Here is a 12076-nt window from a genome sequence, read left to right as displayed (position 1 = left end):
AAGCGCTTATTGCGCGCCTGTTACCCGTGGCTCGCACAGCACGGGAAAGCTGACCGAGCGCGCGATGCAGCTGCGCATGGCCGCATCCTGATGCAGGTCGATCACCTGCTGGATGTCGTGCGCGGTGGAAAGGGCGGCGTGGGGCCGCAGGATGACCTGGGTGAAGGAGAAGGAACCATCCTCGAATTCCTCCAGAAGGGCCTCCGCATGGTCGGCATAGGAAAGGATGCCGATTCCCATCGCCGTGCACAGATGGATGAACCAGAGTTGATGGTCGGCGCACAGCGCGCCAAGCAGCAGTTTTTCGGGATTCCATTTCTGTGCGTCCCCGCGGAAGGCTGGCGCCGCCGAGCCGTCGATGACCGGCCTGCCGGGGCAGTGCAGTTCGTAGCTGCGTTGGGGGGCCTGCCGGGAAGCCCCGTCGTTGCCGCCGTTTCCGGTCCATAGAAGCGAGACCTGATAGCGGTGTGTTCTGTCCGGCATTGAGCGCTATATCCTGAATTGTCCGTACTGGAATCGGACCTTAGCAGACAAGTGTGACAGTCACACGTAGTCCATGCGTATGGCGGTTGCCTAGCCGGATATCGCCACCCAGTCCCCATATGATGTTGCGCGAGATCGACAGTCCCAGCCCCGTGCCCCCCGTTTCGCGGTTGCGGCTCTGTTCGGCGCGGACAAACGGGTCGAACATGCGCTCCAGGTCCTCGGTCGGCAGGCCGGGGCCTTCATCCTCGATCAGGATGGTGACCCTGTATTCATCCGCGTCATCGCCCGCGCCACGATGGGGGGGGAGCAGGATGATCCTGGCCCCCCCGGCATATTTGACCGCATTGCTCACCAGATTGCCCAATGCGCGCTTCAGCGCCACCGGCCGGGCGCGCACCAGCACGTCAGGCATTTCGGACGAGAACGTGACCTTGCCTTCCAGCGCGGGGCAGGTCTCGGTGGTTTCATCGGCAATGGTCTGCAGCAGGGCGGTCAGGTTGACCTGGCCCATCGGTTCACGCTGGGAGGCATCGCGGCCAAAGGCCAGTGTGGCCGCCACCATGGCCTCCAGTTCATCCAGGTCGCTGAGCATCCTGGCCCGCATCTCGTCATCCTCGACGAATTCCGCCCGCAGCTTCAGCCGCGTGATGGGCGTGCGCAGGTCATGGCCGATCGCGGTGAGCATGAGCGTGCGATCGGTCAGGTAGCGGCGGATGCGGTGCGCCATGGTGTTGAAGGCATGGGCGGCGCGGGCGACTTCACGCGGCCCGTCTTCGGGCATGGGCGGCGCGTTGACGTTGCGGCCCAGTTCCTCGGCGGCGGCGGCAAGGGTGCTGACGGGGGCGATCAGCCGGCGCACGCCCCACAGGATCAGGACCCCGCCCGCGCATGTCATGATCAGGAAGGCTATGGGAAAGGTGGGGGAACGGAACAGGCTGGGCCGGGGCAGGATGTAATGGATCGTGACCCAGCGCCGTTCATCGGGCAGCAGGAAGGCGACCGTGCGGTGCCGCCCCGTACCGGGTGAGACCATGACCTGCTCGGGCCGCAGCGACTGGGGCAGTGGCCCCATGCCGCCATCGCCCTCGCCGGGGCCGTCCGGTCCACCGGGCCTGCCCCCCCAGCGGAAGCCCCTGGGGCCGGGGCCGCCCTCTTCGCCAAAGTGGTGTCCCTCGGGGCCGAATCCGCCGCCCATGCCCCCGTTCGGGCGGCCATTCCAGTCATCGGGGCCGTGCATGTGGGGCTGGGGATGGGGGGCAAGCGCCAGGCCATTGACCATGTCGGGTTCGGGGCCGGGGGTCAGGGTAATGCTGACCCCTTCGGGCAGATGCAGTGCCGCCAGTTCGCGTGCCCGGTCCTCGGGCGCGGTTTCAACAATGGCGCGGTAATAGGTGAAAACCTTGCTGCGGGCCTGTTCATGGATCATGCGCTGGTCAAAGTCGAAGCGGTCCATGGCATGGATGGTCAGCCCGACCACCTGTATCACGCCCAGCCCCCCCATGAGCAGCAGCGTGGTACGCGCCGCCAGGGACTGGGGCAGCAGGCGCCGCATCAGGCGCTGCCACCAGCCCGGTGGGGCCTCGGCTGCCTGCGGGGCGGGCGTGAACAGGAAGGAGGGCCGGGATTCGGAGGGCATGGTGCGCTCAGAGACGCTCGACTTCCGCCGCCAGTACATAGCCACCGCCACGTACGGTCTTGATCAGCTGGGCATTGCGCCCGTTATCTTCCAGCTTGCGGCGCAGGCGGCTTATCGCCACGTCGATCGCACGGTCGAAGGGGCCGGCCTGCCGTCCGCGCAGCAGGTCGAACAGCATGTCGCGCGTCATCACGCGGTTCGCACGTTCCAGAAGGGCCAGCAGCAGGTCGTATTCGCCGCCGGTCAGCGGGACCTCGACCCCGTCGGGGTTGAGCAGCCGCCGCCGCCCGGTATCGAGCATCCACCCCGCGAAGCGCAGCGTATGCAGCACCGGCACGCTGCGCGGGTCGGGCGTGTCGCTGGCCCGGCGCAGCACGGCGCGGATGCGCGCCAGAAGTTCACGCGGGTTGAAGGGTTTGGGCACGTAATCATCCGCCCCCAGCTCCAGGCCGATGATCCGGTCCGTGTCATCGCCCATCGCGGTCAGCATCACGATGGGTACGTTGGCCTGCGTGCGCAGCCAGCGCGAGATGTCCAGCCCGCTCTCGCCGGGCAGCATGAGGTCAAGGATGACCAGCTGGTAATGCCCTTCCGACCAGCGGCGGCGGGCTTCGTGTCCGTCACGCGCCGTGGTGACCCGCAATTCGTTGCGTTCCAGGAACCGTGCCAGCAGGTCACGGATCTCACGGTCATCATCAATGATCAGGATATGCGGCAGTGGGTTCATTCCACCACTCTACACCACTGCACGGCGTGAAACAGCAGGTGTTTCACTCCGTTGCAATCCGGTCGCATCCGGCGTGTGGCGTCAGGCCAGCCAGCGGGGAACCGGCAGGTTCCGTTCCCGCAGGAAGGCGGGGTTGAACAGCTTGGACTGATAGCGCGCCCCGCCATCGCACAGGATGGTGACAATGCGGTGCCCCGGCCCCATGGCGCGGGCAACCCGGATGGCGGCGGCAATGTTGATGCCCGCCGACCCGCCAACGGACAGCCCTTCGTCAATCAGCAGGCTGTAGATCTGCTCCAGCGCCTCCGCATCGGGGATGCGCACGGCATCATCGAAATGCAGCCCCTCCAGATTGCCGGTCACGCGGGACTGTCCGATGCCTTCGGTGATGGAGGACCCGCTGACCGACAGGTCGCCCGACTTGACCCAGCCATACAGGCCCGACCCTTCCGGATCGGCCAGCACGATGCGCGGGCGGGCGACACCGGCCCCGCAGGCTGCATCCTCCAGCCCCAGTGTCACGCCCGCCAGCGTCCCGCCCGTGCCGCATGAACAGGTGAAGGCATCGATTTTCCCGCCCGTCTGTTCCCAGATTTCGGGGGCGGTGGTGTGGCGGTGGCCTTCGCGGTTGGCGGTGTTGTCGAACTGGTTGGCCCATACGCCGCCCGTCTCTTCCGCCAGACGGCGCGAGACATGCACGTAGTTGCCCGGATCACGGAAGGGCTTTGCCGGCACCAGGCGCAGGTCCGCGCCGATCATGCGCAGGAAGTCGATCTTCTCCTGGCTCTGGGTCTCGGGCATGACGATGATGGAGCGGTAGCCGCGTGCATTGGCCACCAGTGTCAGGCCGATTCCGGTATTGCCCGCCGTGCCTTCCACGATCGTGCCGCCGGGCCTGAGCGTGCCCCGCCGCTCGGCGTCGTCGATGATGGCAAGCGCCGCGCGGTCCTTGACCGAGCCGCCGGGGTTCATGAATTCCGCCTTGCCGTAGATATCGCATCCCGTTGCTTCCGATGCCCGTCGCAGGCGGATCAGGGGCGTATGGCCGATCGCGGCCGGCATGTCCGGTGAGAGGGAGGAGGCGGGATTTGCACTTTCGGCCATAAGGCAGCACCTTCGCTGGTCTGGATCAGAAGTAGGCGGCATGGGGCCATGCCGGGTGTGTTGCATTCCCTACTATCAGGAATGCGCATTGCTTGGCATATCCCTAAACCGGTTTTCCCGATGAAAGGAACCAGTGATGATTGACGATATTTCGCCCACCGCCACATGGGAGGCCGTCAGCAGCCGCCCCAATGCCTGGCTGGTTGATGTGCGTACCCCCATGGAATGGGAACATATCGGCGTGCCCGACCTGTCGGGTGCGGGCAGGGCGCTGGTGCTGGACAGCTGGCAGCTGCCGCCGGCGGGCCAGGTCAACCCCGATTTCGTGAAGACGCTGGAGCAGGCGGGCATTGGCAAGACGGATGAGGTCTATTTCATCTGCCGCTCCGGCGCGCGCAGCATGGCCGCGGCACACGCGGCCTATGACGCGGGCTATCACAACGTCTTCAATGTGGCTGACGGGTTTGAAGGCCCGCCGGATGCCGCCGGTGGCCGGGGCAGGCTGGCGGGCTGGCAGGCATCCGGGCTGCCCTGCACGCGCGGCTGACGCCAGCGTGTGGGAATGCCCCGCGGGCGGCTAGCGGTCCGTCTGCGGTTCACTGTCCGCATCGTAGCGCACCTGGAGCACCGCGCACCACGGATAGCGGGAATCCAGGCTGTTGCCCCTGCGGTCGGACAGGCGCCCGTCCAGCCCCACCGGCACATGGGTCAGGGCCACCGCGTCATCTATGTTGCCGCCGATGATGCTGATTTCGTGGCCGAAAGGCGCATCATCATGCGGGCCGGCCACCACGAAGCCGCAATGGGCGGGAAAGCCCTGCGCCGTTGGCAGGTCACGGAAGCGCACGGCCTTGCTGGCCCCGCGCCCCACGCAGATCAGGTCACCCAGCTTTGGCGCGTACCGGGCGGGATTGCGTGCCTTTACCCCCTTTTCCTGCCCGCTTGCCGCGGCATTGATATAGGTGGCGTGGTTGGGGGAATAGGCAAAGCGGTCATTCGCCCCGGCCACCCGCATGACATAGGAAATGAACGCCGCCGACCACGCATAGCGGCCATCATGGACAAAATCGGTTATGTGGCCATCCGCGTCATGCTTGCCGTCCCACGAGGACTCGCTCTCCTGCGGGTCCTGACCGATCCACCAGTATTCCCCCACGCGCTGCCACAGGCCGGGTGTGCGCTCGGGCTTGGTTACGGGGGTGGTGGGCTCAAGGCGCAGTTCAGGGTCGTCATCATTGACCGGCTGGCCGAACAGCCGCCATTCGCGCAGCGCTATGGCCACGACATCCTGCCGGGTAAAGGGTTCGTAATTACGGGTGGCGAAATCCGGCACATGGGTGTTGACTGCCAGCGGCCCCGCCCCCGTGGCGTACTGCGCCACCGGGGTGGTGGCGCGGGATGCATGGTTGTCCGGCCCGTGGGCACAGGCGGCAAGGCAGGCCAGGGGAACGAGAAGGGCTATCTTGCGCAAAATCGGCACTCCATTGCAGGCGGCGTGTTCCCTCCATACGGCGCGTACCGGCCGTAAGGAAGGGGGCGGCGCCCGGTTCGGGCAGAAAAAACGCAACGCCTGCACGGGGTTTGTGTTGGAGGGCGGGGGTTGAGCCGCATGCAGGCCAGCAGCCAGGCCAGCGCGGGTGGTCATGCGCGCGGGGCGTGGCAGCATGTCCCCCGGCGTGGCCCGCACCATGCCCGCGTACCGGTTACGAAATTAAGGGGAGAAGTCATGACACAGCCATCCGTTACGGAAACCACCACCATCCGTGGCCTCCGGCATCCCGTCTCGCGTATCGCCCTTGGCACATGGGCCATTGGCGGGTGGATGTGGGGCGGGCCGGATGACCGGCAGGCCGTTGCCACCATTCATGAAGCGCTGGATCTTGGCATCACGCTGATCGATACGGCGCCCGTGTACGGTTTTGGCCATTCGGAGGAAATCGTGGGCCAGGCCGTGGCCGGCCGGCGCGACAGGGTGGCGATTGCCACCAAGGTCGGGCTGGACTGGAATGCGGACCACAAGCCTTTCCGCAATACGTCTGCGGCACGCATCCGCCGGGAAATCGAGGATTCACTGCGCCGCCTGCGCACCGATTACATCGACCTGTATCAGGTGCACTGGCCCGATTCCGCCATCCCGATGGAGGAAACCGCCCGCACGCTGGAAGACCTGGTGCGTGAGGGCAAGGTGCTGGCGCTGGGGGTAAGCAACTTCACCATCGCGCAGATGGAGGCGTTCCGGGAATTCGCCCCCCTGTCCACCGTGCAGCCGCCCTACAACCTGTTCGAACGCGCGATGGAGCACGACATCCTGCCCTATGCCCGCCAGCACGACCTGGCCATCCTGGCCTACGGGCCGCTGTGCCGGGGGCTGCTGTCGGGCAAGATGACGGCGGAGACGAAATTCGGCCCCGATGACCTGCGCAGCGCCGACCCCAAATTCCAGCCGCCCCGCTTTGCGCATTACCTGCAGGCGGTGCGGGAACTGCAGGACTTCGCGCGCGAACGGCATGGCAAGTCGCTGCTGGCGCTGGCGATTCGCTGGGTGCTGGACCAGGGGCCGACCATTGCCCTGTGGGGCGCGCGCCGCCCGGACCAGATCGCGGCGGTGGCGGATGCCACCGGCTGGCAGCTCAGTGCGGAAGACCGGCGTGAGATCGATGCCATCCTGACCCGCTGCATCCCTGACCCCGTCGGGCCGGAATTCATGGCGCCACCGGGCCACTGAACGCATGGGCCGGAAAGGAACCGGCGCGGACGGTAAAAAACTTCGGGATGCCGCCTTTTTGCAAAAAAGGTGGTGTTCCCCCGGTTCCTTGTGGGCGGACCGGCGCATGGGCGGTTTTCGCGGCAGGGGGCTACTGGTTCAGGCTGCCGCCCACAGTGCTGCTGTAACGGGTCTGCCAGGCACCCAGTTCCACCATGCACTGGCTGAAGAACTGCACATGGCTGCCCCCGGCCGAGATCTGCGCGCTGCCCCCGTTGGCGCTGGTGATCGCGCCCATGGCGCCTTTTGTCTCGCATTTCTGCTCGGCTGCCACGTAGCGGGGGTCGTGTTCGTCCATCGTGGCCTCGTAATTGCGGACATGCCCGTAGGGTGAATTGGCATGAGGGCGGTGCTCGGGCACATTGAAATGGTGGGAGCGGGCCTGGGCGCCGGTGGCCGCGAGCATGGCCAGACCCAGCCCGGCCAGCAGGGTGCGGATGGGGGGCATGGGAATCCTCCTTCATGGTGCCCGGATACATGTGGCCCATGTTGGGGCCACCGCCCCTTTGTGTCAGCCTGTTACAGCTTCAGCCATGCATTCGGCGCGGGACTGGGTGGCGGGGCCGGGCGCGGGCTGTGGCGGACTGTCGGGACGGGGCAGGGCGCGCGCCTCGATCTGGAGTTCCTGCTCGATGAAGTCCAGTTCCTGGTTGATGGTCCATTCGGTCTCGTCATTGATGTGCTTCTGGACCACCCGCATGTGCAGCCGTTCGCGCATATGGCGGATGATACGGAAGCGCAGCGCCAGTTCCGTGCGTTTTTCGCGTATGGCGGCGGCGCGGATGCTGGCTTCCGCCGCGCGGGAATTGTCCAGCCTGTGCACCGTGTCCTGGTATTCGTGCAGCAGGCGGGCAACGGCTTCCTGCTTCAGGTCCAGCGTTTCCTCATTGCCGGGCCGGGCCTCCATTTCCTGATGCGCCAGGGCCGCCTGTTCGGCATGCAGCGCCTCTATGGCGGTCTGCGCCAGTTCGATGCGCATCATGTCCAGTTCATGCAGGGAGGGATCGTCCTCGCCCGTGCTCATGCCGTGCAGCAGGGGCGGAATGGCAAGGCTTGCCAGCAGCAGCGAGCTTATGATCACCCCCGTCGCCAGCGTGACCAGCAGGTCGCGCCCCGGAAACCCCGGCCCCGCCAGTGTCGCCACCGGCAGCGAGAGCACGGCCGCCAGCGTAATCGCCCCGCGCGTGCCCGCCACCGTCATGAGCAGGATGGTGCGCACGGAAGGGATGACCGTCTTGCGGTGGCGGAAACGGGCGAACAGCCGCCGGGCGGAAATCGAGACCCAGATCCACACGAAGCGGATCAGGCTCATCATGAACTGGATGCCCAGAATTGCCAGGATCAGGAACCATGGCGAAATCCCGCCCGCCCGTGCGATCGCCGCCCCCCCGCTGACCAGCTGCGGCAATTGCAGCCCCAGTAGCAGGAAGATCACGGCATTGAAGGTGAAGTTCACCATGTCCCACACGGTGGTGGCCTTGAGGCGGGTTTCGGTGCGGGCCTCGTGCATCACCCCGGTGAACTTCACGGTCATGCCGCCCGCCACGGCGGCCAGGATGCCCGAGCACTCCACCGCGTCCGCGATCAGGTAGATGCCGAAGGGCAGCATCATGGCCAGGATGATCTGGGTGGGCGGGTCGTCATAGCCGCGCGTCAGCAGCACATGCTCCGCCCGGCATGCCGCCCACGCGCAGAGGATGCCGATCACGATGCCGCCCGCCGACATGAAGATGAAGCTGCCCAGCGCCTGCTGGAACGAGAACAGCCCCGTCATGGCCGCCGCTACCGCGAATTTGAAGCACACCAGCCCCGATGCGTCGTTCAGCAGCGCTTCGCCATGCAGGATGTGCACCACGCGCGCGGGGGCCCGCCCGCCCTCGATCATGCTGCCGACCGAGACCGCATCGGTGGGCGACATGACGGCGGCCAGCGCGAAGGCCGCGGGCAGCATGATGGGCGGGATCAGCCAGTGGATGAAATACCCGCATGCCAGCGTGGTAAAGACCACCAGCCCCAGCGCCATCATGATGATGACGTTGCGCAGTTCGCCAAACTCGCGCATCGGCATGCGGTAGGCATCGGCATAGAGCAGTGGCGGGATGAACAGCAGCAGGAACATGTCGGGGTCAAAGCCGATATCCAGCCCCGCCAGGGCCGCGATCGCCCCCACGCCGATCTGGATCAGCGGCAGCGGCACGGGAATGCGCCCAATGCGGGAGATCAGGCTGCTGATTCCCGTTACGGTCAGTAATGCAAGGGTGATGAAAACGGCATGCATCAGGAATGTGTCTTTTTGTATTTCTATTGATTTGGGGGAATACTTCATTTTCCAATCAAATAAAAATACAAAAAATGTTATTCCGAAGTCTCCGTTTTGTTATTTCCACCTGCCTGCCATGCGTGGGCTGAAGATTTCAGGCCCCTTCATTGACCCTGCCCTTCCCACTTCCCATTATTGAGGAAAGAGTGGCCACCGGGCCGTATTCATGGTGTTAAGGGCAGGGCGGGCATGGCAAGAGCGGGCCGGCCATTCCTGACGGAGGAACGATTTTCAAGTGAGCAAGGATCCATACGAAGTACTCGGCCTGAAGCGCACGGCCAGTCAGGATGAGATACGCAAGGCCTACCGCAAGCTGGCCAAGAAGTACCATCCCGACCTCAACCCGGGTGACAAGGTGGCGGAGGAGAATTTCAAGGCCGTGGGTGCCGCCAACGCCCTGCTGTCCGACGAGGCGCAGCGCGCCCGCTATGACCGGGGCGAGATCGACGCCAGCGGGCAGGAAAAGGGGTTCTATGGCGGCGGGCACGGTTACCGTGACCATGCCGAGGGGCCGCAGGGTTTCAATTACGGTGGCGGCCAGTTTTCGGAAGATGACCTGGGCGACATCTTCGGCACCATGTTCGGTCAGGGCGGCGGCGGCGCGGGTTTTGGCGGTGGCTTCCGCCGCCGGCCGCAGGGGCCGCAGAAGGGGGCCGACCGGCAGTACGCGCTGACCGTGAGCTTCCTTGAATCCGTCAATGGGGGCACCTCGCGCATCACGCTGCCCGGCGGCGCGCAGCTGGATGTAAAGATTCCGCCGGGTATCGAGAACGATCAGGTCATGCGCCTGCGTGGCAAGGGTGATCCCGGCCATCAGGGCGGCCCGGCGGGTGACGCGCTGATCACCATTACCGTGGCGCCGGACGAGACCTATACCCGCGAGGGCAATGACATCCGCATGTCGCTGCCGGTGGACCTGAAGACGGCGGTGCTGGGTGGCAGCATAACCATTCCCACGCCGGCCGGCTCGGTCAAGATGAATGTCCCGCCCCATTCCGACAGTGGCAGCGTGCTGCGCCTGCGCGGGCGCGGGGTCAAGGCCCATGGCAAGCATGAGGCGGGCAACCTGTATGTCAGGCTGGTGGTGACCATTGGCACCGTGGACCCGGCGCTTGAGGCCTTCCTGAAGGACTGGACCCCGGGCGCCACCACGGAGCAGGGGGGGAAGAAGGCATGATCACGCTCGAGACCCTGTGCATCCGCATCGGCAACGTGCCGGTGGAGGACGTGCAGGGCTGGATCGACAGTGAATGGCTTCGGCCCGAGGGCACGCGCGGACACTACCTGTTCCGCGAGATTGACGAGGCGCGGGCCCGGCTGATCCGTGAACTGCGCGAGGACATGGGCGTCAATGACGAAGGGATGCCCGTTGTCCTCTCGCTGCTGGACCAGCTTTACGCCGCCCGCCGCCAGATGCGCCGCCTGCGGGAGGCGATCAGCGTGCCGCGTGAGAACGAACTGCGCAGCCGGGTGCGCGCCCTGCTGGCCAGCATGCACGACTGAGCCGCCCGACGGGAAGGGGCATGGCGCGCATGACCGTACCATGCCCTTCATGCCGGCTGGCCGGCGCGTCGTGCGTGTTCAGTCCGCGCGGCTGAGGGGCAGGTCCAGCTTCTGGCCCGGCTTCTCGCCCTGCATCTGCAGGTCGGCGGCGTTGGGGGAAGTCAGGCGGAAGACGGTGCGCGGGCTGTCATTGACCGAGCGCAGCGATGTCCCGTCCTGTACCTTCAGTTCGATGGTCCGCCCGGTCAGGCCGGTGATCTTGCCCAGTGAATCCGGCAGCTGCAGGTAAAGCCGGGCTGCGGGGCCAAGGGCCTTGTTGGCGGTAATGGTGACGGGCTTCAGGCCAAGCGCCGTCCATGCGCCGGTATAGGCGCCGGGGCCGTAGGGTGGCTTCGGGTCGCTTTCGGCACGGGCGGCGCTGCTGCCCGCGACAAGCCCGCCCAGGCTGATGGCGGCAAGCGCCATGTGGAATGGTTTCATATCCGGTCATCCTGAATTGTCGTGTGGTGGGCACAATGGCAGTCCCGTGCGCCCGAGGGCAAGCACCAGCCCTGCACGCCTGTCCTGATGGGGGTTGATTCCATATATTTTCAATATGGAAATACGCCTTAATATATATTGGACGTACGGACACCGCTGCCGCACCATCGGCCTGCAATCACAAATAAGCGGGTGAGACGGTGCGGCCAAGGCCATCGCCACCCGATGCAGGAGACTGAGGTCGTGAAGCTGAAATGCTACTCGGTAGGGGATGTCGACACCCGGTCCAGCGCTGCGGATTCGACTGGCGTGCGCCCACGCATGAACCGCCTGTACCAGACATCCACCATGGCCGCGTTGCTGGACGCGGTCTATGATGGCGAGACCACGCTTGATGAACTGCTGATGCACGGCAATTTCGGACTGGGTACGTTCAACGGCCTGGATGGCGAGATGATCGTCAATGACAGCGTGATCCACCAGTTCCGTGCCGACGGGCAGGCGGGCCGCGTGCCGGGCGATCTCAGGACCCCGTTCGCCTGCGTCACCTTCTTCAACCCGGAGAAGGAATACATGATCGACACCGCGCAGGACAAGGAAGGCTTCGAGGCGATTGTCGACCGTCTGGTCAACAATCCCAACCTGTTCGCCGCCGTGCGGTTTACCGGCATGTTCGAACGGGTCGAGACGCGTACCGTGTTCTGCCAGTGCAAGCCCTACCCCCCCATGCTGGAAGTGGTGGCCCGTCAGCCCACCATGCAGCTTGGCGCCGCCACCGGCACCATGCTGGGCTTCCGTACGCCGGGCTACATGCAGGGCGTGAACGTGGCGGGCTACCACCTGCACTTCCTGACCGAGGACGGGCGCCGTGGCGGCCATGTGACTGATTATGGCGTGCTGCGTGGCAGGCTGGAGGTCGGCGTGATCTCGGATGTGGAAATCCAGCTTCCGCGTACCGAGCAGTTCGCGCGTGCCAACCTGTCCCCCGAAAACATTCATGAGGCCATTCGCGTGGCCGAGGGCGGCTGAGGGTCTTCCCTTCCCGCCTGACCAACC

13 protein-coding genes are annotated in these 12076 nt (G+C 65.5%); 5 read left to right on the top strand and 8 right to left on the bottom strand.

Annotated elements, in window-relative coordinates; genetic code table 11:
• Positions 1-6: 6 nt before the first annotated feature.
• The 4 genes from GWK63_RS12995 to GWK63_RS12980 form a co-directional block, all read right to left on the bottom strand.
• Positions 7-483 (bottom strand): OsmC family protein, encoded by a 477-nt coding sequence (locus GWK63_RS12995; protein WP_039998660.1) that lies wholly within the window; start codon positions 481-483, stop codon positions 7-9.
• A 40-nt stretch (positions 484-523) separates the two neighbouring features.
• Positions 524-2122: an ATP-binding protein gene (locus GWK63_RS12990; protein ID WP_007397690.1), complete on the bottom strand. Its 1599-nt coding sequence runs from the start codon at positions 2120-2122 to the stop codon at positions 524-526.
• 7 nt (positions 2123-2129) lie between these two features.
• On the bottom strand, positions 2130-2849 hold the full coding sequence (locus GWK63_RS12985) for a response regulator (protein WP_007397691.1): 720 nt from the start codon (positions 2847-2849) through the stop codon (positions 2130-2132).
• A gap of 81 nt (positions 2850-2930) precedes the next feature.
• On the bottom strand, positions 2931-3953 hold the full coding sequence (locus tag GWK63_RS12980; RefSeq protein WP_007397692.1) for a cysteine synthase A: 1023 nt from the start codon (positions 3951-3953) through the stop codon (positions 2931-2933).
• 136 nt (positions 3954-4089) lie between these two features.
• On the opposite strand from GWK63_RS12980, the gene GWK63_RS12975 reads away from it, so the two are divergent.
• A complete protein-coding gene (locus GWK63_RS12975) occupies positions 4090-4500 on the top strand; it encodes a rhodanese-like domain-containing protein (protein ID WP_034933630.1) in 411 nt (136 codons plus the stop codon).
• A 30-nt stretch (positions 4501-4530) separates the two neighbouring features.
• On the opposite strand, the gene GWK63_RS12970 is transcribed toward GWK63_RS12975, so the two are convergent.
• Positions 4531-5424 carry a DUF2272 domain-containing protein gene (locus GWK63_RS12970; RefSeq protein ID WP_007397694.1) on the bottom strand — a complete coding sequence of 298 codons (894 nt, stop codon included), beginning with the start codon at positions 5422-5424 and terminating at the stop codon, positions 4531-4533.
• A gap of 255 nt (positions 5425-5679) precedes the next feature.
• Here GWK63_RS12970 and GWK63_RS12965 point away from each other — a divergent pair, with 255 nt between their 5' ends.
• Positions 5680-6678, top strand: coding sequence for an aldo/keto reductase (locus GWK63_RS12965; RefSeq protein ID WP_007397695.1), 999 nt, complete (start codon positions 5680-5682; stop codon positions 6676-6678).
• Positions 6679-6808: 130 nt separating this feature from the next.
• On the opposite strand, the gene GWK63_RS12960 is transcribed toward GWK63_RS12965, so the two are convergent.
• A complete protein-coding gene (locus GWK63_RS12960) occupies positions 6809-7165 on the bottom strand; it encodes a hypothetical protein (protein WP_007397696.1) in 357 nt (118 codons plus the stop codon).
• 63 nt (positions 7166-7228) lie between these two features.
• A complete protein-coding gene (locus GWK63_RS12955) occupies positions 7229-8995 on the bottom strand; it encodes a Na+/H+ antiporter (RefSeq protein ID WP_034933626.1) in 1767 nt (588 codons plus the stop codon).
• Between the two features lie 277 nt (positions 8996-9272).
• Here GWK63_RS12955 and GWK63_RS12950 point away from each other — a divergent pair, with 277 nt between their 5' ends.
• Together GWK63_RS12950 and GWK63_RS12945 are read left to right on the top strand one after the other, a co-directional pair.
• Positions 9273-10214, top strand: coding sequence for a DnaJ C-terminal domain-containing protein (locus GWK63_RS12950; protein ID WP_007397699.1), 942 nt, complete (start codon positions 9273-9275; stop codon positions 10212-10214).
• A complete protein-coding gene (locus tag GWK63_RS12945; RefSeq protein WP_007397700.1) occupies positions 10211-10540 on the top strand; it encodes a chaperone modulator CbpM in 330 nt (109 codons plus the stop codon). The genes GWK63_RS12950 and GWK63_RS12945 overlap by 4 nt, the downstream gene beginning before the upstream one ends.
• A gap of 78 nt (positions 10541-10618) precedes the next feature.
• Here GWK63_RS12945 and GWK63_RS12940 read toward each other — a convergent pair whose 3' ends face one another.
• A complete protein-coding gene (locus GWK63_RS12940; RefSeq protein ID WP_007397701.1) occupies positions 10619-11020 on the bottom strand; it encodes a hypothetical protein in 402 nt (133 codons plus the stop codon).
• 225 nt (positions 11021-11245) lie between these two features.
• Here GWK63_RS12940 and budA point away from each other — a divergent pair, with 225 nt between their 5' ends.
• Positions 11246-12049, top strand: a complete 804-nt coding sequence (budA, locus tag GWK63_RS12935) for an acetolactate decarboxylase (protein ID WP_007397703.1) — start codon at positions 11246-11248, stop codon at positions 12047-12049.
• Positions 12050-12076 lie beyond the last annotated feature (27 nt).

This window comes from Komagataeibacter rhaeticus (genome assembly GCF_011611525.1).
Classification (GTDB): Bacteria; Pseudomonadota; Alphaproteobacteria; order Acetobacterales; family Acetobacteraceae; genus Komagataeibacter; species Komagataeibacter rhaeticus.
The sequence above is the reverse complement of the archived record's forward strand: the minus strand, read 5'-3'. Positions and strand labels throughout refer to the sequence as shown.

What these genes read in the sequence shown, in the direction of transcription:
- GWK63_RS12995 (WP_039998660.1), bottom strand. Translation starts at nt 483, where the DNA reads ATGCCGGACAGAACACACCGCTATCAGGTCTCGCTTCTATGGACCGGA.
- GWK63_RS12990 (WP_007397690.1), bottom strand. Translation starts at nt 2,122, where the DNA reads ATGCCCTCCGAATCCCGGCCCTCCTTCCTGTTCACGCCCGCCCCGCAG.
- GWK63_RS12985 (WP_007397691.1), bottom strand. Translation starts at nt 2,849, where the DNA reads ATGAACCCACTGCCGCATATCCTGATCATTGATGATGACCGTGAGATC.
- GWK63_RS12980 (WP_007397692.1), bottom strand. Translation starts at nt 3,953, where the DNA reads ATGGCCGAAAGTGCAAATCCCGCCTCCTCCCTCTCACCGGACATGCCG.
- GWK63_RS12975 (WP_034933630.1), top strand. Translation starts at nt 4,090, where the DNA reads ATGATTGACGATATTTCGCCCACCGCCACATGGGAGGCCGTCAGCAGC.
- GWK63_RS12965 (WP_007397695.1), top strand. Translation starts at nt 5,680, where the DNA reads ATGACACAGCCATCCGTTACGGAAACCACCACCATCCGTGGCCTCCGG.
- GWK63_RS12960 (WP_007397696.1), bottom strand. Translation starts at nt 7,165, where the DNA reads ATGCCCCCCATCCGCACCCTGCTGGCCGGGCTGGGTCTGGCCATGCTC.
- GWK63_RS12955 (WP_034933626.1), bottom strand. Translation starts at nt 8,995, where the DNA reads ATGCATGCCGTTTTCATCACCCTTGCATTACTGACCGTAACGGGAATC.
- GWK63_RS12945 (WP_007397700.1), top strand. Translation starts at nt 10,211, where the DNA reads ATGATCACGCTCGAGACCCTGTGCATCCGCATCGGCAACGTGCCGGTG.
- GWK63_RS12940 (WP_007397701.1), bottom strand. Translation starts at nt 11,020, where the DNA reads ATGAAACCATTCCACATGGCGCTTGCCGCCATCAGCCTGGGCGGGCTT.
- budA (WP_007397703.1), top strand. Translation starts at nt 11,246, where the DNA reads ATGCAGGAGACTGAGGTCGTGAAGCTGAAATGCTACTCGGTAGGGGAT.